The sequence below is a fragment of the Bradyrhizobium sp. Ec3.3 genome (genome assembly GCF_000472925.1).
GTDB lineage: Bacteria > Pseudomonadota > Alphaproteobacteria > Rhizobiales > Xanthobacteraceae > Bradyrhizobium.
The window spans coordinates 167,559-187,682 of the sequence record NZ_KI421479.1; the positions used below are offsets into that span (position 1 = coordinate 167,559).

Annotated in this window: 18 protein-coding genes; 13 read left to right on the plus strand and 5 right to left on the minus strand. The window is 63.7% G+C overall.

What is annotated here, in order from left to right; genetic code table 11:
• Window positions 1–35 precede the first annotated feature (35 nt).
• From trbF to YUU_RS0148110, 4 genes are read left to right on the plus strand one after another with little or no spacing between them, the layout of a single operon-like run.
• Window positions 36–716 carry a conjugal transfer protein TrbF gene (gene trbF / locus YUU_RS0148095; protein ID WP_027528509.1) on the plus strand — a complete coding sequence of 227 codons (681 nt, stop codon included), beginning with the start codon at window positions 36–38 and terminating at the stop codon, window positions 714–716.
• Between the two features lie 29 nt (window positions 717–745).
• Window positions 746–1,687, plus strand: coding sequence for a P-type conjugative transfer protein TrbG (gene trbG, locus YUU_RS0148100; RefSeq protein WP_027528510.1), 942 nt, complete (start codon window positions 746–748; stop codon window positions 1,685–1,687).
• A complete protein-coding gene (locus tag YUU_RS0148105; RefSeq protein WP_027528511.1) occupies window positions 1,684–2,880 on the plus strand; it encodes a TrbI/VirB10 family protein in 1,197 nt (398 codons plus the stop codon). The genes trbG and YUU_RS0148105 overlap by 4 nt, the downstream gene beginning before the upstream one ends.
• A 4-nt stretch (window positions 2,881–2,884) precedes the next feature.
• Entirely contained in the window at window positions 2,885–3,127 is a 243-nt protein-coding gene (locus YUU_RS0148110; protein ID WP_027528512.1) for a DUF2274 domain-containing protein, read from the plus strand.
• Between the two features lie 42 nt (window positions 3,128–3,169).
• On the opposite strand, the gene YUU_RS0148115 is transcribed toward YUU_RS0148110, so the two are convergent.
• The 3 genes from YUU_RS0148115 to YUU_RS0148125 form a co-directional block, all read right to left on the minus strand.
• Window positions 3,170–3,598, minus strand: a complete 429-nt coding sequence (locus YUU_RS0148115) for a heme-binding protein (protein ID WP_027528513.1) — start codon at window positions 3,596–3,598, stop codon at window positions 3,170–3,172.
• Window positions 3,591–6,566 carry an FAD-binding and (Fe-S)-binding domain-containing protein gene (locus YUU_RS0148120; protein ID WP_027528514.1) on the minus strand — a complete coding sequence of 992 codons (2,976 nt, stop codon included), beginning with the start codon at window positions 6,564–6,566 and terminating at the stop codon, window positions 3,591–3,593. The genes YUU_RS0148115 and YUU_RS0148120 overlap by 8 nt, the downstream gene beginning before the upstream one ends.
• A gap of 108 nt (window positions 6,567–6,674) precedes the next feature.
• Complete coding sequence (locus YUU_RS0148125) at window positions 6,675–7,412, minus strand: GntR family transcriptional regulator (protein ID WP_027528515.1); 738 nt, start codon at window positions 7,410–7,412, stop codon at window positions 6,675–6,677.
• A gap of 132 nt (window positions 7,413–7,544) precedes the next feature.
• Here YUU_RS0148125 and YUU_RS0148130 point away from each other — a divergent pair, with 132 nt between their 5' ends.
• The 8 genes from YUU_RS0148130 (at window position 7,545) to YUU_RS0148165 (ending at window position 16,680) form a co-directional block, all read left to right on the plus strand.
• Window positions 7,545–8,747 carry an alanine--glyoxylate aminotransferase family protein gene (locus tag YUU_RS0148130; RefSeq protein WP_027528516.1) on the plus strand — a complete coding sequence of 401 codons (1,203 nt, stop codon included), beginning with the start codon at window positions 7,545–7,547 and terminating at the stop codon, window positions 8,745–8,747.
• A 49-nt stretch (window positions 8,748–8,796) separates the two neighbouring features.
• A complete protein-coding gene (locus tag YUU_RS0148135; protein WP_027528517.1) occupies window positions 8,797–10,080 on the plus strand; it encodes an MFS transporter in 1,284 nt (427 codons plus the stop codon).
• A gap of 124 nt (window positions 10,081–10,204) precedes the next feature.
• Window positions 10,205–11,404 carry an alanine--glyoxylate aminotransferase family protein gene (locus YUU_RS0148140; protein ID WP_027528518.1) on the plus strand — a complete coding sequence of 400 codons (1,200 nt, stop codon included), beginning with the start codon at window positions 10,205–10,207 and terminating at the stop codon, window positions 11,402–11,404.
• A gap of 123 nt (window positions 11,405–11,527) precedes the next feature.
• On the plus strand, window positions 11,528–12,325 hold the full coding sequence (locus tag YUU_RS0148145) for an enoyl-CoA hydratase/isomerase family protein (protein WP_027528519.1): 798 nt from the start codon (window positions 11,528–11,530) through the stop codon (window positions 12,323–12,325).
• A 193-nt stretch (window positions 12,326–12,518) separates the two neighbouring features.
• Window positions 12,519–13,460, plus strand: coding sequence for a tripartite tricarboxylate transporter substrate binding protein (locus YUU_RS0148150; RefSeq protein ID WP_156944994.1), 942 nt, complete (start codon window positions 12,519–12,521; stop codon window positions 13,458–13,460).
• A 178-nt stretch (window positions 13,461–13,638) separates the two neighbouring features.
• Window positions 13,639–14,181, plus strand: coding sequence for a tripartite tricarboxylate transporter TctB family protein (locus YUU_RS0148155; protein WP_027528521.1), 543 nt, complete (start codon window positions 13,639–13,641; stop codon window positions 14,179–14,181).
• Between the two features lie 11 nt (window positions 14,182–14,192).
• Window positions 14,193–15,710 (plus strand): tripartite tricarboxylate transporter permease, encoded by a 1,518-nt coding sequence (locus tag YUU_RS0148160; RefSeq protein ID WP_027528522.1) that lies wholly within the window; start codon window positions 14,193–14,195, stop codon window positions 15,708–15,710.
• Between the two features lie 136 nt (window positions 15,711–15,846).
• A complete protein-coding gene (locus YUU_RS0148165) occupies window positions 15,847–16,680 on the plus strand; it encodes an outer membrane protein (protein WP_027528523.1) in 834 nt (277 codons plus the stop codon).
• A 102-nt stretch (window positions 16,681–16,782) separates the two neighbouring features.
• Here YUU_RS0148165 and YUU_RS0148170 read toward each other — a convergent pair whose 3' ends face one another.
• A complete protein-coding gene (locus tag YUU_RS0148170) occupies window positions 16,783–17,976 on the minus strand; it encodes a CaiB/BaiF CoA-transferase family protein (RefSeq protein WP_027528524.1) in 1,194 nt (397 codons plus the stop codon).
• A gap of 120 nt (window positions 17,977–18,096) precedes the next feature.
• Window positions 18,097–18,399 carry a hypothetical protein gene (locus YUU_RS0148175; protein ID WP_027528525.1) on the minus strand — a complete coding sequence of 101 codons (303 nt, stop codon included), beginning with the start codon at window positions 18,397–18,399 and terminating at the stop codon, window positions 18,097–18,099.
• 188 nt (window positions 18,400–18,587) lie between these two features.
• Between YUU_RS0148175 and YUU_RS54705 the strand changes: the two genes are divergently transcribed.
• The coding region (locus tag YUU_RS54705) for a M10 family metallopeptidase C-terminal domain-containing protein (RefSeq protein WP_198031992.1) at window positions 18,588–20,124 on the plus strand (1,537 nt) is incomplete at its 3' end.

Below are 20,124 nucleotides of genomic sequence, written 5' to 3' on the forward strand. Positions count from 1 at the left end.
AACTGCCGTTCCCATTCATCTTCTGAGGTCAGAGCATGTTCAAACGATCGGCCGTCCACTATGGCCGCACGCCTGCACCGGTCACCCCCTATCAACGAGCAGCTCAGGTCTGGGATGACCGCATCGGCTCGGCACGAGTCCAGGCCAGAAACTGGCGCCTGATGGCATTCGGCTCTCTGTTCCTATCCGCCGGTTTCGCCGCAGCGCTTGCTTGGGAATCTGCACGGGGCACCATCACCCCCTGGGTGGTCGAGGTGGATCATCTCGGCGAAGTGAGAGCCGTCGCATCCGCAGATGCTTCCTACCAAGCCAGCGATCCCCAGATTGCCTTTCATCTGGCTCGGTTCATCGAACATGTTCGCGGCCTTCCCATGGACGCGATCGTGCTGCGCCAGGATTGGCTCCGCGCCTACGACTTCACGACGGATCGCGGCGCGGCAGCCCTCAATGACTACGCGCGCAACAACGATCCCTTCGCCAGGGTGGGGAAGACCCAGGTGGCCGTCGAGGTCTCCAGCGTCATCAGAGCCTCACCCGACAGCTTCCGCCTGGCCTGGATCGAACGACGCTATGAAAATGGCCAGCTAGCTGCCTCGGAGCGGTGGAGCGCAATTCTCACGATCGTCTTGGAGCCTCCTCGCGACGTCGATCGCCTGCGTAAGAATCCCCTTGGCATCTACGTCAACGCAATCAACTGGTCGAAGGAGCTGGGATGAGCAAGCCCTCCATTTTTCACACCTCGGGAATGTTGCCGCGGAGCTTGGCGTCGGTTCTTCTGATCTCGATCACGGCGCTCGGCGGATGCACCACCTTCAAGCCTCCGCAGATCGGCTACGACGGCGATGTCCCGCCGCTCCCGGATCCGCCGGCGGTGAGCGACGATCGGCCGCGACCGCTCCACGTGCCGCCCTCCTGGACTCCGGCGCGCGGCGGCAAGCAGAAAGAAGCCAAGGAGCCGATCGAACGGATCGAGAGCGCCAACGATGCGGCCCGTGTTCAGCCCCGCAAGGCGGCATATTTCAACGCAGTGCAGGTGTTTCCCTATAGCCCGGGCGCGCTCTACCAGATCTATGCCGCACCCGGACAGATCACCGACATAGCGCTCGAGCCGGGCGAACAATTGATCGGTTCGGGACCTGTCGCTGCCGGCGATACCGTGCGATGGGTCGTCGGCGACACCGAAAGTGGTAGCGGGGATACCCGCCGCGTCCACATCCTGGTCAAGCCGACCCGGCCGGAAGTCTCGACCAATCTCGTCGTCAACACCGATCGGCGCACCTATCTGCTCGAGCTGCGCTCCCGCGAAAAGCCGTACATGCCTTCGGTGACCTGGTTCTATCCCGAAGATCGCGCGCGTGGCCGGGCCATGCCACCAACGCCGTTCATTCCCGATCCGACCCAGCGCCGCTATCGCTACACCATCGAGGGTGACAACCCACCCTGGCGTCCGATCAACGCCTACGACGACGGACGCAAGGTTTACATCGAGTTCTCACCTGGCATCGGACAGGGAGAGTTGCCACCCCTCTTTGTCATCGGGCAGGACGGGAAGACCGAGCTCGTCAATTATCGCGCTTTCGGAAGCCTACTGATCGTCGATCGGCTGTTCGCCGCTGCCGAGTTGAGGCTGGGAAGTGAGAGCCAGCAGAAGGTGCGTATCGTCAGAGCCGATGGGAGGTCGTCATGACCGATACAAGCGGTGGTCCACCGAATCGGAATGCTGTGCCGCCGCAGGCGCAGGACGATGCCTCAAGAGCCTTCCAGTTGCGTCCTGAACGTCCCGGTGTGACGCGGATCTCGCGTAGGGTCCTGATCGGAGGCACCGCCCTGGTTCTTGCCCTTATCTCTGGAGCCGTGTTCGTGGCGCTGCAATCCAGCAAGAAGCGCGCTCCTGCTTCGGAAGAACTCTACTCGACCGATCACCACAATGTCGCCGACCAGCTGGCCGGCCTGCCGAAGGACTACGCAGGCGTCTCGAAAGACGTGCCACCGCTTGGCCCGCCTTTGCCCGGCGATCTGGGGCGACCGATCGTTGCAGCGCAGACGCAGACTGGCCCATTGGCGGTTGATGCCGAGCAACAGCGCGTGAATCAGGAGAGCGAAGCGGCTCGCACGAGCAAGCTGTTCGCCTCCACGAATGTCCGGCCGCTCTCCGCAACAACGGCGTCGAATGACGCTCCTGCGAGCGGGGCGACATCATCCGACGAGGCGTTCGCGCAGAACGGCCAGGACCGAAAGCTCGCGTTCGTGAATGCGGCGATCGATCGACGCACCACGAGCCCCGATCGTCTGGTCAAACCCGCATCGCCGTTCGTAGTGCAAGCAGGGGCAGTGATTCCTGGCGCGCTGCTGACAGGAGTCCGCTCAGATCTCCCTGGCGTAATCACAGCTCAGGTGACCGAGGCGGTGTACGATTCTCCTACGGGCCGGGTCCTGTTAGTTCCCCAGGGAGCACGGCTGATAGGTACGTACGATAGCCAAGTCGCATTCGGGCAATCGCGTGTGCTCCTAGTCTGGACCAGGCTGATCATGCCCAACGGCCGCTCCATCGTGCTGGAACGGCAGCCGGGAGCCGACGCTGCGGGGTATTCCGGCCTCGAGGACCATGTCGACAACCACTGGAAGGAATTGTTGGGCGCGGCTGCACTCTCAACTCTGCTCGCCGTCGGGACCGAGGTGAATTCGGGTAGCGATGTCAACAACACAAACAGCGCACTCATCCAGGCGTTGCGGCGCGGGGCAGGCGATTCCGCCAACCAAGTCGGGCAACAGCTCGTTCGGCGCAATCTCAATATCCAGCCGACGCTGACGATCCGGCCGGGATTTCCGGTGCGGGTTATCGTCAACCGCGACCTGTTGCTTGAACCGTATAGGGAATGAGACCATGGCCAAACTCAAGATCGGTGCTCTCGCCGACGACAAGCCTGTCAAGGTCATCCATGAACTGCCGGCAAACATTCATCGGGATCTTGTCGCCTACGCCGAGGCGTTAACCCGGGAAAACGGGCAATCGATCAGCGATCCCGCGAAACTGATCGCTCCAATGCTGGCGCGCTTCATGGCGACAGACCGAGCTTTTGCAAGGCTTCGTCGCACAAATCAGCTTGCCAAGCAACGTGAGGGTTAACGCTCGGTCGACCTACGGTCTGTCAGCCTCGGTTGACGCGCGTTATCCCGCGTTAGCCTTCAACCCGGCCGCCGTGATGCCGGCGACGGCGCAGGCTTCGTCATTGTCCGAGGTGTCGCCGGAGACGCCGACGGCGCCGAGCAGGGTGGTGCCGTCCTGTATCAGCACGCCGCCGGGGACCGGGACCAGCGCGCCGTTGGCGATGGTGTTCACGGCGTCGATGAAATAGGCCTGCTCCTGGGCGCGCTGGAACAAGGCGCGCGATCCCATGCCCATCGCGAGCGCGCCATAGGCCTTGCCGTGGGCGATCTCCGCGCGCATCAGGCTGGTGCCGTCCTGGGCCGCCGCGAGCTTGAGGACGCCGCGCGCATCCAGGATGGTGATGACCAGCGGCTTCAGCTTCAGCTCCCCAGCCTTCGCGAAGGCGGCGTCGAGGATATTGCGGGCGGTGTCGAGAGTGAGTTCAGCCATTTGGAATGTCCTTGTGTGGTGGGGTTGTCGGATTTGCGTTGGCGCGATCGAGGCTCATGGCGAGCACGCGCGCGACATGCAGGGCGTCGCGTTGCGCGCCGTCGTGAATCTGGTGCCGGCAGGAAGTTCCGTCGGCGACCACCAGGGTTGTCTGGCCCGCGCGCCGCACGGCCGGCAGCAGCGACAGCTCGGCCATCTCGATCGAGGCATCGTAAGTGTCCGCGCCATAGCCGAAGGCGCCAGCCATGCCGCAGCAGCTCGACTCGATGGTCTCGACTTTCAAGCCGGGAACGAGGCGCAGCACCTGCTCGACCGGCTTGAACGCGCCAAAGGATTTTTGGTGGCAATGGCCGTGCACGAGCGCCTTCTCGGCGATCGCGCCGAGCGGCAATTGCAGGCGACCGGCCTCCGCCTCGCGCACCAGAAACTCCTCGAAGGTGAAGGCGTGGGCGCTGACCGCCCTGGCGTCATCGTCCTTGCGCAGCGACAACAGCTCGTCGCGCAGCGTCAACAGGCAGCTCGGCTCGAGCCCGATGATCGGCACGCCCCGCGCGGCGAACGGCGTGAAGCTCTCAACGAGACGGTCGAGCTCGGCCTTCGCTTCGTCGACGAGACCTGCGGACAGGAACGTACGGCCGCAGCAGAGCGGCCGCGTGCCGCTCACGGGCTTTGGCAGATGAACGCGATAGCCGCCTGCGACGAGCACCCGCAGCGCTGCATCGAGGTTTTCCCGCTCGTAGATCCGATTGAACGTGTCGGCGAACAGCACGACCTCGCGGCCATCCATGGGTCCAATCGCCTCTGCGGGTGGTGCAAACACATCGCTGCGGAAGGCGGGCAAGGCGCGGCGCGCGCTGATACCTGCAAAACCCTCGAACAGCCTTCGCAGCAGAGCACTGCGATTGCGCAGGTTCGCAAGCGGCGCGAAGCGCGCGGCAAGGCCCGCATAGCGCGGCAAATAGCCGACCAGGCGGTCGCGCAGCGTCAAACCGCGAGAAGCAACGCGCGCCGCCAGCACCTCGATCTTCATCTTGGCCATGTCGACGCCGGTCGGGCATTCATGGCGGCAGGCCTTGCAGGAGACGCAAAGCTTCAGCGTCTCCATCATCTCGTCGGCGGACAGCGCATCAGGGCCGAGCTGGCCGGAAATTGCGAGCCGCAGCGTGTTGGCGCGGCCGCGGGTGACGTCCCTCTCGTTGCGCGTCGCGCGATAGGACGGGCACATCACGCCGCCCTCGAGCTTTCGGCAGGCGCCGTTGTTGTTGCACATCTCGACCGCGCCCTGGAAGCCGCCGCCGGCGCCAGGATAAACGGACCAGTCGAGCTTCGTCTTCAAATCAGCGACGCGATAGTCCGGCCGGTAGCGGAACAGCGAGCGGTCGTCCATCTTGGGAGCGTCGACGATCTTGCCGGGGTTGAGAACGTCATCGGGATCGAAGCGCTGCTTCACTTCCCTGAAGTCTGCGACGAGCCGCTCGCCGAACATCGTTTCGTGAAACTCCGAGCGCACGATGCCGTCGCCATGCTCGCCGGAATGCGAGCCCTTGTACTCGCGCACCATCGCGAAGGCCTCTTCGGCGATGGCGCGCATTGCCTTCACGTCCTTCTCCAGCTTCAGGTTCAGTACGGGGCGCACATGGAGGCAGCCTTCGGAGGCGTGCGCATACATCGTGCCGCTAGTGCCGTGCCTCGCAAAAACCTCGTTCAGCCGCGCGGTGTAATCGGCGAGGTGCGGCAGCGGCACCGCGCAGTCCTCGACGAAGGAAACCGGCTTGCCCTCCTGCTTCATCGACATCATGACGTTGAGGCCGGCGGCGCGGAAATCGGCGATGCCGCTTTGAAGTGCGGGCTCGGTGATATCAACCACGCCGCCCCATTTGCGCTTGTTGTTGGTCCAGCCGAAGCCGAGATCGCCCATCAGCTCAGCGAGCTGCTTCAGGCGCTGCAAATTGGTCGCCTGGTCCTCCTCAGCGAACTCCACCACCAGCACCACATCCGGATCGTCCTTGATGGCGGCGCCGATGATGGGCCGAAACATCGCGATGTCGCGCCCGAGCGCGATCATGGTGCGGTCGACGAGCTCGACCGCGATCGGCTTGAGCTTGACCAGATGCTGGGCCGCATCCATCGCCTCGTAGAAGCTGCCGAAATGACAGACGCCGAGGGCTTTGTTGCGGATCACGGGCCAGAGCTTCAGCTCGACCTTGGTGGTGAAGGCGAGGGTGCCTTCGGAGCCGACCAGAAGATGCGCCATGTTGTTCGGCGCATTGCGCGGAGTGAGCGCATCGAGGTTGTAGCCGCCGACGCGGCGCTGCACCTTCGGAAACCTGTCCGCGATCTCGTCGGCCTCGCGCGCGCCGAGATCGAGCATGTCGCGGAACAGTGCAAGCGCACTGTCGCCGGCGTTCACTTGAGTGAGATCGCGCGGGACCTCGCCGAAGCCAGCTATCGTGCCGTCGGCAAGCGCGGCTTCCATCGACAGCGTGTTGTCGCGCATGGTGCCGTAGCGCAGCGAGCGGCCGCCGCAGGAATTGTTGCCGGCCATGCCGCCGATGGTGGCGCGTGACGCCGTGGAGACGTCGACCGGGAACCACAGGCCGTGCTTTTTGAGCTGGCGGTTGAGATCGTCGAGCACGATGCCGGGCTCGACCACGCACGTGCGGTTCTGGACGTCGAGCGAGAGGATTTGGTTCAGATGCTTTGAGACATCAATGACGAGGCCGTCATTGATGGTCTGGCCGCATTGCGAGGTGCCGCCGCCGCGCGGGGTCACCTTCAGGCCCCCGTCGCGGGCAATGGCCAGCGCCCGCAGCGCCTCGTCCATGGTCTTCGGGACGACCACGCCGGCCGGCATGATCTGATAGAACGAGGCGTCGGTCGCATAGCGGCCGCGGCTGAAGGCGTCGAACAGCACGTCGCCGGTCAATTCCGAGCGCAGGCGCCGTTCGAGCGATGAGGCGTTCATCATCCCTGATCCTGAGGTGATCCAACGGGGCTGTCCCACCGCATTGGATTATTCATTATTGTCTGAGACCGATTACATTGTGAATTCATAGTGGGCAAGCTGGCCGCCCATTTAGGGCGATACCGGCATATCCCCATCGGGCTCGGTCAGGTGCTCGATCGCGGCCGTCCGCTTGTTGCGCAGATGCTGGAACAGGATGTCGCTGAGCTCGCTCCCGGCGCGGCGGCGGAGCGCGTCGAGGATCGCCTCATGCTCGCGCATGGCCTCGCCCCAGCGCTGCCGCTTGCGCGCGAAATTGGCCGAGTAGCGGATCCGGCGGATCCGCCCTGCGAAGTTGGCGTAGGCGGCCTTCAGCGTCTCGTTGCGCGCGGCTGCGACGATGCATTCGTGAATGCGCTGGTTGGTCTGGAAGTAGCCGGGCATGTCGCGGTGCAGATAGTGGCCATACATCTCGTAATGCAACCGCTCGATCTCGGCGATTTCATCATCGGTAATGGCTTCGCAGGCGAGGCGTCCGGCCAGGCTTTCCAGGCCTGCCATCACGTCGAAGAGTTCCTCGAGATCGCGCTGGCTGAGCTGGCGCACCCGCGCGCCGCGGTTGGGCAGAAGCTCGATCAGGCCCTCGGCGGCGAGCACCTTGAGCGCTTCGCGCAAGGGCGTGCGGGAGATGCCGAGCATCTCGCAGAGCTGCCGCTCGGGAACGCGTGCGCCCTCGGGGATGTTGCCTTCCACCACATAGTCGCGCAGCCGCAGCAGGATCTCGCCGTGGAGCGAGACCTCCTGGCGGTCGCCGCCATTGCCGGCCGGGTGGGCGATCGGAACCCCGGTTTCGGGAATCGTGGATTTCATATGCAGGACAGTAGTTTGCCGTTTGCGTGGCGTCGACGTCCACAATCGAATACCAAATTTAGATTGAAAGGACAAAAAATGAATGCAAAATAACGGATGAGCTGGCCACGGTCCGCCCATACGGAGGTTTTCATGCACCAGGGACGCCATTTCCTCCAGATTCCAGGCCCCAGCCCCGTGCCCGACCGCGTTCTGCGCGCGATGGACATGCCGGTGATCGACCACCGGAGCGCGGAGTTCGCCGAACTCGGCCGCGCCGTGCTCGAAGGCAGCCAGAAAATCTTCCAGACGTCAGGGCCGGTGGTGATCTTCCCGTCCTCGGGGACCGGCGCCTGGGAGGCTGCGATCGTCAACACGCTGTCGCCGGGCGACAAGGTGCTGATGGTCGAGACCGGCCACTTCGCGACCCTGTGGCGCCAGATGGCGCGACGCTTCGGCATCGAGGTCGATTTCATCCCCGGCGATTGGCGCCGTGGCGCCGACCCCGCCCAGATCGAAGCCAGGCTCACGGCGGATACGGCGCACACGATCAAGGCGGTGATGGTCGTCCACAACGAGACCTCGACCGGCGCAACCAGCCGGATTCCCGACATCCGCGCCGCGATCGACCGCACTGGCCACCCGGCGCTCCTGATGGTCGACACCATTTCCTCGCTCGGCTCGGTCGACTACCGGCATGAGGAGTGGAAGGTCGATGTCAGCGTGAGCTGCTCGCAGAAGGGCTTCATGCTGCCGCCCGGCCTCGGCTTCAATGCGATCTCGGAGAAGGCTCGTACTGCCTCCAAGACCAACAAGATGCCGCGCTCCTATTTCGATTGGGAGGAGATGCTGAAGCCCAATGCAAAAGGCTTCTTCCCCTACACGCCGGCGACGAACCTGCTCTATGGCTTGCGCGAGGCGATCGCGATGCTGCTCGACGAGGGCCTCGACAACGTCTTCGCCAGGCATCAGCGGCTTGCGGCGGCGACGCGCGCCGCCGTCGGTCATTGGGGCCTCGAAGTGCTGTGCCAGGAGCCCAGCGAATTCTCGCCGGTGCTGACGGCGGTGCTGATGCCGCCCGGACATGACGCCGATCAATTCCGCAAGACCGTGCTCGACAATTTCAACATGTCGCTCGGCGCTGGCCTGTCGAAGGTTGCCGGCAAGGTCTTCCGGATCGGCCATCTCGGCGAATGCAACGAGCTGACGCTGCTCGGCGCGCTGACCGGTGTAGAGATGGGGCTTTCCGTTGCCGGCGTCCCGCACCGCTCCGGCGGCGTCGATGCCGCGATGAAGTACTTCGAGCAGCGCACGCAGAGCAATTCCTCACCGCACCTGAAAGTGGTCGGCACCTAGGATGGGCCGCGCACCGACAATCCAGAACAACAGATAGGGTGGGGTGGAGATGAAGGTTCGGTTCAAGGCCACGCATGTCGTGCTGGCAATGCTCTGTGCGATGTATTTCATCACCTATGTCGACCGGGTGAACATCGGCACGGCAGCCGGCGAGATCCAGAAGGAGCTCGGTCTTTCCAACACTCAGCTCGGCCTCGTCTTCTCTGCCTTCGCCTATCCGTATCTGCTGTTCCAGGTGATCGGCGGCTGGGTTGGCGATCATTTCGGGCCGCGCAAGACGCTGTTCTGGTGCGGCATGATCTGGGCCGTGGCGACGATGATGACCGGCTTCGTGCACGGTCTTGCCGCGCTGTTCATCGCGCGCTTCGCGCTCGGCTTCGGCGAGGGTGCGACCTTCCCCACTGCGACGCGCGCGATGCAATACTGGACGCCCGCGAACCGCCGCGGTTTTGCGCAAGGGCTCACTCACTCCTTCGCACGGCTGGGCAATGCGATAACGCCGCCCGTCGTGGCGCTGCTGATCCTCTGGCTGACCTGGCGCGGCGCGTTCGTCGTGCTTGGTTTCGTGAGCCTAGTGTGGGGTTTCATCTGGGTCTGGTACTTCCGCAACGAGCCGAAGGAGCATGCTTCGATCACGGAAACCGAGCTCGCAGCGCTGCCGCCGCGTCCCGTCGGTGACCGGCCGCGCGTGCCGTGGGGGCCGCTGCTCGCCCGCATGTGGCCGGTGACGCTGACCTATTTCTGCTACGGCTGGTGCCTGTGGCTCTATCTCAACTGGCTGCCGCTGTTCTTCAAGAACAGCTACAATCTCGACATCAAGAACTCGGCGCTGTTCGCCTCGGGCGTTTTCTTCGCCGGCGTGGTCGGCGACAGCGTCGGCGGCGTGCTGTCGGATCGGATTCTCGATCGCACCGGCAATGTTCGCTTCGCGCGGCTGAGCGTGACCGTTATGGGATTTGCCGGAGCGCTTCTGTCGCTGCTGCCGATCCTGTTCATCCATGACATCACGATCGTCGCGCTCTGTCTGTCGGCGGGCTTCTTCTGCGCGGAGCTGGTGATCGGTCCGATGTGGTCGATCCCGATGGACATTGCCCCGAAATATTCCGGCACCGCATCGGGCATCATGAACACGGGGTCCGCCTTCGCCGCCATCGTGTCGCCGCTGGTCGCGGGGTTCGTGATCGACGCGACCGGGAATTGGTACCTGCCGTTCCTGATGTCGATGGGGCTTTTGCTGCTCGGCGGCTTCTCGGCCTTCCTGATGCACCCGGAGCGTCCGTTCACGGAGATCGAGGGGCGCGTGCCGACCGGAAAGGTGGTTGCCGCGGAGTAGGGGGAGGGCGTCCGGGCGGGGGTCGCCGGTTATGCATGGGAGGCCCCTAGGAGAGGGGGACAAGCCCGTCAAATGGTGCTATTCGGCGGCCATCAAAACCAAGGCTAGACCGGGAAGGACGCCTATGACCGTGCATACTGGAAGGCATTTTCTCCAGATTCCAGGACCGACCAACGTGCCCGACCGGGTGTTGCGGGCGATGGACATGCCGACGCTGGACCACCGCGGTCCGGAGTTCGCCGAGATCGGTTTTGCCGTTTTGGCCGCGATGCAGCGGGTTTTCCGCACCAAGCAGCCCGTAATCATCTATCCCTCCTCCGGAACCGGCGCCTGGGAAGCGGCGATGGTCAATGTGCTCTCGCCCGGCGACAAGGTTTTGATGTGCGAGACCGGCCAATTCGCCGTGCTGTGGCGCGGCATCGCCGACAAGTTCAAGCTCGACGTCGACTTCATCCCGAGCGACTGGCGCCATGGCGCTGATCTGGCCGAGATCGAACAGCGCCTGTCCGCCGACAAGCAGCACGAGATCAAGGCGGTCTGCGTCGTGCATAACGAGACCTCGACGGGCTGCGTGACGCCGCCCGCGGAGGTGCGCAAGATCCTCGACCGCGTGAAGCACCCGGCGCTCTTGATGGTCGACACCATCTCCGGCCTCGGCTCGATGGAATATGAGCACGATGCCTGGGGCATCGACGTCTCGGTCGCAGGCTCCCAGAAGGGCCTGATGCTGCCACCGGGCCTTGGCTTCAACGCCGTCTCCGAGAAGGCGCTGGCCGTCGCCAAGTCTAACCAGGGCATGCGCTCCTATTGGGACTGGCAGGAGGTCATCGCCTTCAACAAGGCCGGCACCTTCCCCTACACGCCCGCGACCAACCTTCTTTTCGGCCTGCGCGAGGCGGTCAAGATGCTGGAAGAGGAGGGGCTAGAGAACGTCTGGACCCGCCACAAGCGCCATAGCGCCGCGACGCGCGCGGCGATCAAGGTCTGGGGCCTGGAGACGCAGTGCGCGGATCCCAACGCGCATTCGCCGGCGCTCACGGGTGTGCGCATGCCCGAGGGTCATGACGCCGACAATTTCCGCAAAGTGGTGCTCGAGAACTTTGACATGTCGCTCGGCACCGGCCTGAACAAGGTGAAGGGCAAGGTGTTTCGGATCGGCCATATCGGCCATTTCAACGATCTGATGCTGATGGGCACGCTGTCCGGCGTCGAGATGGGCCTCGATCTTGCAAAGGTCCCGCATCGGAGCGGCGGCGTGCTGGCGGCCATGGACGTCCTCAAGGGACGCGACGCGGTGCCGATGACCAAGGCTCAAGTCGCCTGAACTCAATCTAAAGCGCGATGAGTAGTCATCGCGCTTTGGGGTTTATTTTTTTGAGCATGATCTTTTCGGAAAACCGCTGCACATTTTTCCGGATCATGCTCCAGTGAAGAAAGAGAGCGCGCGATGAACGCACCCGTGACTGCCAGCGAAGACCTGCTCTACTCCGTCACGGACGGCATTGCGCGCATCACCTTCAATCGTCCGCAGGCGCGCAACGCGCTGACCTTTGCCATGTATGAGCGCATGGCGGAGATCTGCCAGGCCATCAATGCAGATCGTTCGATCAAGGCACTGATCCTGACCGGCGCCGGCGACAAGGCGTTCGCCTCGGGTACCGACATCTCGCAGTTCCGCGCCTTCAAGACCGCGCAGGATGCGCTCGACTACGAGGCGCGGATCGATCGTGTGCTCGGCACGCTGGAGCAGTGCCGCGTCCCCGTCATCGCGGCGATCGCGGGGGCCTGCACCGGCGGCGGCGCAGGGATTGCGGCCTGTTGCGACATTCGCATCGGCACGGAATCCACCCGCATCGGCTTTCCGATCGCGCGCACGCTCGGCAACTGCCTGTCGATGTCGAACATCAGCCGCGTCGTCTCGTTGGTGGGACCTGCCCGCACCAAGGACCTGATCTTCAAGGCGCGCCTCGTCGAGGCGCCGGAGGCCCTGGCGCTCGGCCTGCTCAATGAGGTCGTTCCTGACGTCGAGACGCTTCAGCGCCGCGCCGACGAGACTGCCAAGCTCGTCGCAAGTCACGCGCCGCTCACGCTGGAAGCCACCAAGGAGGCAGTGCGCCGCATTCGTCGCACGCTGTCGCGTGAAGAAGGCGAGGATCTGATCCTCAAGGCCTATATGAGCGAAGATTTTCGCGAGGGCATGGATGCCTTCCTCAACAAGCGCGCGCCGAACTGGAAGGGCAAGTAGGACCCCGGTTTGTTTGCGCGCGTTCCGTCAGCCGAAAGTCATATGCGGCGGAATGTCCGCAAGCTTGAACTCGTCAGTATAAGTCCGCACAATGCACCGATAGATTTCCCGGCATCACAAAGCCAATAAGAACCAGGGGACGAAACTCGTGCGAATTCCAGTGAAGGCCGCCGGAGCTGCGGCGGCCCTGTTGATGAGCGCGCCGGCCTTCGCCGGCTGGGAGCCGACCAAGCCTGTCGAGATCGTGGTCGCAGCCGGTGCGGGCGGCGCCTCCGACCAGATGGCGCGAATGATGCAGGCCGCGATCCAGAAGAACAATCTGATGAAGCAGCCGATGGTGGTGTCGCTTAAGGGCGGTGCCTCCGGCGCCGAAGCGCTGATGTACATGAAGTCCAGCGAGGGCGATCCGAACAAGGTGCTGATCGCCTACTCGCTGATCTACATGCTGCCACTGTCGGCCAGGATCCCGTTCAACTGGCGCGAACTGACGCCGGTCTCGGTGATCGCGCTCGACCAGTTCGTGCTGTGGGACAATGCGGCGGGGCCGAAATCGGTGAAGGAGTTCATCGAGGCGGCGAAGGCCGCAAGCTCCCCGTTCAAGATGGGCGGCACCGGCTCCAAGCGCGAGGATCACGTGCTGACCGTCTTCCTCGAGCAGAAGACCGGCGCGAAATTCTCTTATCTGCCCTACAAATCAGGCGGCGAGGCCGCGACCCAGCTCGTCGGCAACCACACCGAATCCAACGTCAACAACCCAAGCGAAAATCTCGAAGTCTGGCGCGCAGGACAGGTGCGAGCGCTCTGCGTATTCGACAAGGAGCGCATCTCCTACACCACCAAGGTGACGGAGACGCAGTCCTGGCACGACATCCCGACCTGCAAGGAGGAGGGGCTGGACATCCAGTACCTGATGCTGCGCGCGATGTTCTTGCCTGGCAAGGTCTCGGCGGAGCAGCAGGCTTTCTATGTCGACCTCTTCCAGAAGGTGACGCAGACGCCCGAGTACAAGGATTACATGGAGAAGCAGGCCCTGAAGCCGATCTTCCTCACCGGCAAGGACATGGTGCAGTTCCTCGAGGAGGACGACGCGCTGAACAAGTCGCTGATGACGGAGGCGGGGTTCGTTGCGAAGTAGCCGTCTTCACCTCGCCCCACTTGTGGGGGGAGGTCGGATCGCATCGTCAGGTGCCATTCGGGTGAGGGGGACTCTCCACGAGTTCAGCTCTCACCTTCCCCGTGGAGACTCCCCCTCACCCTAACCCTCTCCCCGCAAGCGGGGGAGAGGGATCGGCCGCAGTGGTTGTTGTTCGCTCATGTCTCAAACCGATATCGAAATCGTCGTCGACGATCCGACCGCGCCTGAAGACGACTCCCCCTCCGTCGTCAGTTCCGGCACGATCGAGATCGTCGTCTGCCTCCTGCTGCTCGCGCTCGCCACCACGCTCGGCTACGACAATTGGCGCACCGGCATTTCCTGGGATTCGACCGGGCCCGAGCCTGGCTACTTCCCGTTCTATCTGTGCGTCGTCCTCGCTGGTGGAAGCCTCTATGGCCTCGTCGCGGCGCTGCTTGTGCGGCGTGCCGGAAGCGAACCCTTCGTTACCCGCGCGCAGGCCCGCCGCGTGATGGCGGTGTTCGCGCCGACGCTTCTGTTCTGCCTGGTGACGCAGTTCCTCGGACTCTATGTCGCGAGCCTCCTCCTGATCGCGGGCTTCATGCGGCTGATCGGCAAGATTGCGCTGTGGAAGTCGCTGCTCACCGCTCTTGTGTTCACGGCGATCATGTTCGTCACCTTCGACGTCGCCTTCGACGTCATCATGCCGAAGGGACCGCTCGAAGCGGCCTTCGGTTTCTAGGGCTGCCAACGATGGAAGCGTTCGGTCTCCTCGTCCACGGCTTTGCCGTCCTGCTCACCTGGAAGACGCTGGTCCTGATGATGGTCGGGCTCGTGCTCGGCATCTTCGTCGGCGTGCTGCCGGGGCTCGGCGGCCCCAACGGCGTCGCCATCCTGCTGCCGCTGACTTTCACGATGGATCCGACCTCGGCGATCGTGATGCTCTCCTGCATCTATTGGGGCGCACTGTTCGGCGGCGCCATCACCTCGATCCTGTTCAACATCCCCGGCGAGGCCTGGTCGGTGGCGACCACCTTCGACGGCTACCCGATGGCACAGCAGGGCCGGGCGGCGGAAGCGCTCACCGCGGCGTTCACCTCCTCTTTCGTCGGCTCGCTGGTCGCGGTGCTGCTGATCACCTTCCTCGCACCGCTGATCTCGTCCTTCGCGCTCAAATTCGGCCCTCCCGAGTTCTTCGCGGTGTACCTCCTGACTTTCTGCTCCTTCGTCGGTCTGGGGCGCGAGGCCAAGCACAAGACCGTCATTTCGATGTCGCTCGGCCTTTTGCTCGCCGGCATCGGCATGGACACCGTGTCCGGCCAATTGCGCATGACGTTCGGCTCCGCCGAGCTGCTCCGCGGCATCAACTTCCTCGTCGCCGTCATCGGGCTCTTCGGCATCAGCGAGATCCTCCTGACGATGGAGGAGCGGCTGGCGCTGCGCGGGCACGCCGCGAGCATTTCGCTGCGCATCGTGCTGTCGGTGTGGAAGGATCTGCCGAAATACTGGGTGACGCTGCTACGCTCCTCCTTCATCGGCTGCTGGCTCGGCATCACGCCGGGCGGCGCGATCGCTGCTTCCTTCATGGGCTACAATCTCGCCAAGCGCTTCGCCAAGGATCCCCAAAGCTTCGGCAAGGGGCGCATCGAGGGCGTGTTCGCGCCGGAAACGGCCGCGCACGCCTCCGGCACCTCGGCGCTGCTGCCGATGCTCGCGCTCGGCATCCCCGGTTCGGGAACGGCGGCCATCCTGCTTGGCGGTTTGATGGTGTGGGGCCTCAATCCGGGGCCGTTGTTGTTCGTCGAGCACAAGGATTTCGTCTGGGGCCTGATCGCCTCGATGTATCTCGGCAATGTCGTCGGTCTCGTGCTGGTGCTGACCACGGTGCCGATCTTTGCTTCGATCTTGCGCGTGCCCTTCGCCGCGGTCGCGCCGATGATCGTGGTGTCCTGCGCGATCGGCGCCTACGCCATCCAGAATGCGATGTTCGACATCTGGCTCATGCTGGGCTTCGGCGTCGTCGGCTACGTCTTCAAGAAGATCGGCATTCCCCTGGCGCCCTTCACCCTGGCGCTCGTGCTCGGCAATCGCGCCGAGGACGCCTTCCGCCTGTCGATGATCGGTTCAGGTGGCGACCTCAGGGTGTTCTGGTCGAACGGGCTGGTCGGCTCGATCACGACGCTGGCGATTCTCCTGCTGTTCTGGCCCGTCATCGATGGTCTGATCGGGCGTGTCGGGTTGACGCAGGGTGGGACGTCAACGTCTCGATAAATGGCGCGATAAACCTAAAAATCCAACTGCGCGTCGTAGCTGACCGTGCTCCTCGATCGTCCTGTTGCCGATGCGTAACAGCCATCGGGAGCCGGCGCGAGTACTCTGATCGCGAACTTGTGCAGAGAGGACTCACATGAAGCGCATGACGATTGGCGTCGCGGCGGTTGTTTCGCTGCTTGCAACGAGCGCGATGGCTGCCGATCTGACGGCGCCCAAGCCCTACGTCAAGGCGCCGCCGGTTGTCGCGACTGTCTATGGCTGGACCGGTTTCTACGTCGGCGGCAATATCGGCTATGGCTGGGGCCGGTCGAGCAACTCTGTCGACATTTCGAATCTGGCAACGGGCGCCACGCTGTTCACCAATACCTCGAGCAACGATGTCGATGGCGTGATCGGCGGAGGTCAGGTCGGCTACAATTGGCAGGTCCAGAACTGGGTGTTGGGCCTCGAAGCCGACATTCAGGGCAGCGACCAGAAGGGCTCCAGCAACCTTGTCTGCGTCGGTTGCGCGAACGGCGGCACCACCGACATCACCACCACGCTGACCCAGAAGCTGTCCTGGTTCGGTACCGTGCGCGGCCGCGCCGGTATCCTCGTCACGCCAAGCATCCTGCTCTATGGGACCGGCGGCCTTGCCTATGGCGAATTCAAGACTGGCGGCAGCGTCACCGGAAACGGCGTCGGTGGCGTTCCCGTCACCGTGACCTTCCCGGGCACCTCGTCGACGCAAGTCGGCTGGACCGTGGGGGCTGGCGTTGAAGGCAAGATCGGCGGCAATTGGACCGCGAAGCTCGAATACCTCTACATGGATCTCGGTTCAGTGAGCACCGGACCGATTGCGACGACCATCCTGGTCCCGCGGCGGACCGACGCCGGCGTTTCCTACTCCTCGGCGCTCCGCGACAACATCCTCCGTGTCGGCGTCAACTATCAGTTCGGTGGCGGCCCGGTCGTCGCGAAGTACTGATCTCCGTTCTGAAGTCCTGCTGCAAGGCCCGGCCTGCGCCGGGCTTTGTCATTTGGGGCGTTGCACCTCGCGCCGCTCGCATGTGTGCTCGCCCTATAGCCTTCACACGACCTTTGCCTGGCGCAGCCCGGCAATCTCATCGGCGCTGAACCCGAACTCGGCCAGCACCTCGTCGGTCTGCTCGCCGAATTCCGGCGGCCGTGCCACCATCGTGCTCGGCGTGCGCGACAGCGTGACGGGCTGGCCGACCAGGCGGATGTGACGGTTCTCCGCGTTCGGCACGTCCTGCGCGATGCCGAGATGCCTGACCTGCGCATCGTCGAACATCTGGTCGATCGAATAGATCGGCCCGCAGGGCACGCCCGCCTCGTTGAGCTCCCTGACCCAGGTCTCGGTCGATTTCGCGACCGTGCGCTTCTCGATCTCGGCGTTGAGCGCATCGCGGTTCTTCGAGCGCGCGGGCGCCGTCACGTAGTCCGGATTGGCGACGAGCTCGGGCGCGCCGATCGCCTGCGCGCAGCGCTCCCAGATCCGCCCGCCGGTGGTAGCGATATTGATGTAGCCGTCGGAGGTCTTGAACACACCAGTCGGAATGCTGGTCGGATGATTGTTGCCGGCCTGTTTGGCGACTTCCTTCTCCACCAGCCAGCGCGCGGCCTGGAAGTCGAGCATGAAGATCTGCGCCTGCAACAGCGAGGTCTGCACCCACTGGCCCTCGCCGGAGACGTCGCGCTCGAGCAGCGCAGTGAGAATGCCGATGGCACAGAACAGCCCGGCCGTGAGATCGGCGACGGGAATGCCCACTCGCATCGGACCGCCGCCCGGCGCCCCCGTGATCGACATCAGGCCGCCCATGCCCTGCGCGATCTGATCGAAGCCCGGCCGCTTGTGGTAAGGGCCGTCCTGGCCGAAGCCGGAGATGCTGCCATAAACTAGGCGCGGGTTGATCGCGCGCAGGCTCTCATAGTCGATGCCGAGCTTCTTCTTCACGTCGGGTCGGAAATTTTCGACCACGACGTCGGCCTTGGCGGCGAGGCACTTGAACACCTCCAGCCCCCTCGGGTCCTTCAGATTGAGCGTCATCGCCCGCTTGTTGCGGTGCAAATTCTGGAAGTCCGCCCCGTGCCGCGGTCCACCCGGCTGCTCGCCGCCGGCATCCTCCGTGAGGGCGTCGATCTTGATGACGTTGGCGCCCCAGTCCGCGAGCTGTCGCACACAAGTGGGACCAGACCGGACGCGGGTCAGATCGAGCACGGTAAAGCGCGACAGGGCCTGTGAGGCATGCGGGAAAGGCATTTGTGCGAGCTCCGGAGCGAATTGCGCGCCTACCATAGTGCCCAGCGATCAGGCGGCAAGCCTCGCTGGGCGCTGGTGTCGTCGGCGAAAACGTGGGGCTGACGCGCGATGGCGCCCGGTTCAGCGCGACAGGCGCTTCAGGTCGGCGCGAGCCTTCTCTGCGAGCGGGTCGTCGCCGTGGCGGGCAATGAACAGCTCCAGCGCCTCGGCCGTTCCCTTTCGGCGAGCAAGCTCGTACTCCTCGGCGACGGCAATGGAGGGATCGCGCGCGGGCGGCATGATTGCGGCGCGCCCGGGTTTTCCAGCTTCCTGCGCCTCGGCTTTGCTGGCCATGACAGGCTGTCCCTCCAGGAACGGGTGATCCGGGCTGGCGAGCGCGGCGAGGGCCACGAAAAGGCCGGCCGCAGGGCGGAACGGTCCCATGGGTTACCTCAAGATTGCCGCGGTGGTCACGTCCGACCCCGTGTAAACACAGCAAGACGGATTAACAAGTCGTTATCAGGGCGGCTTCGCACAACCTACCCAAATTAAACCAAACGTATAAAACGAGCCTCTAGAATTGGCGCGGCACCGCGAATCAGGCGCGTGTCGGCGTTCCCGGGAGAGGATCATTGGCCACCGCGGTTACTATCGGCGCAACCGGCAACGCTGACATCGATGGAATGCTGTCCGGCTATGGATGGACCGGCACGATTACCTATAGCTTTCCGGATTCCTCGAGCGACTATCCGAGCCCCTACACCGGGGGTAACGGCGAGCCGACCACGTCGGGCTTCTCGCAGGCCCCGAGCCAGATGCAGGCTGCGGTCAACTACGCGATCGGGCTGATCCAAAGCTACACCAACGCCACCATCCAGTACGCCGGGACCAACGGCGCGGATATCATGGTGGCGCAGTCGCCGGCCGCCAATCCGACCTCTTACGCCTACTATCCGAACAGCTATGCGTCCGGCGGCGACGTCTGGTTCGGAACCGCATACGATTATTCGCAGGCCTCGCTCGGCAACTATTATTTCGCGACCGCGCTGCACGAGCTCGGTCACGCTTTCGGCCTGAAGCACAGCCAGGAGACCGGCGGCCCCGCCAATGTCGCGGTGCCGAGTGCGCATGACGATTCCGAATACACCGTCATGAGCTACCGCAGCTATGTCGGTGGGCCGCTGACCGGCTACACCAACGAGTCCTATGGGTATCCGCAGACCTATATGGCGAACGATATCCTCGCGCTGCAAACGATGTACGGCGCGAACTACACGACCCACAACGAGAACACCGTCTATACCTGGAGCCCGACCACCGGACAGGAATTCATCAACGGCGTCGCGCAGCTTGCGCCGGGCGGCGGAGTCGGTGGTTCGGCCAACCGCATCTACGAGACGATCTGGGATGGTGGTGGCGTCGATACCTACGACCTGTCGAATTATACGACGAACCTGACCATCAATCTCAACCCCGGCGCATCGTCGGTGTTTTCAAGCACGCAACTGGCCTATCTCGGCAACGGCCACTATGCGGCAGGCAACGTCTACAACGCCTATCTCTACAATAACGACGCCCGGTCCTACATCGACAACGCCATCGGCGGCACCGGCAACGACACGATGACCGGCAACGCCATCGCCAACGTGCTGAATGGCGGTTCGGGCAACGACACCATCACCGGCGGCGGCGGCAACGACACCATCATCGGTGGCGTGGGGACTGATACCGCGGTGTATTCGGGCAATGAGGCGAACTACGTCATTACCTACGACGCGAACAGCCAGACGTTCACAATCGCAGACCAACGCTCAGGCGTGCCCGATGGCACCGATACTGTCACCGGCGTGGAGAATTTCCAGTTTGCCGATGGGACGGTCTCGAACACCACACTGATCAGCCAGGTCGCGCCTGTTGTCATCGAGGCGCTAGGTGCGACAAGCCTGGTCCAGAGTGGCAACAACTATTTCATGAATCCAGTTGCCGGCGGCAACGGCCCGGAACTCAAGAATGGCGGCTCCGCAGTTATTGCTGGAGCGTATGGTGGTTGGGCTCCGATTGGTGCGGAGCAGAACGGGAGCACCTACCTCGTCGCCTGGAAGGATTCCGGCAGCGGTTCCTATACGGTCTGGACGACCGACGCCAACGGCAATTTCGTGTCGAACTCCG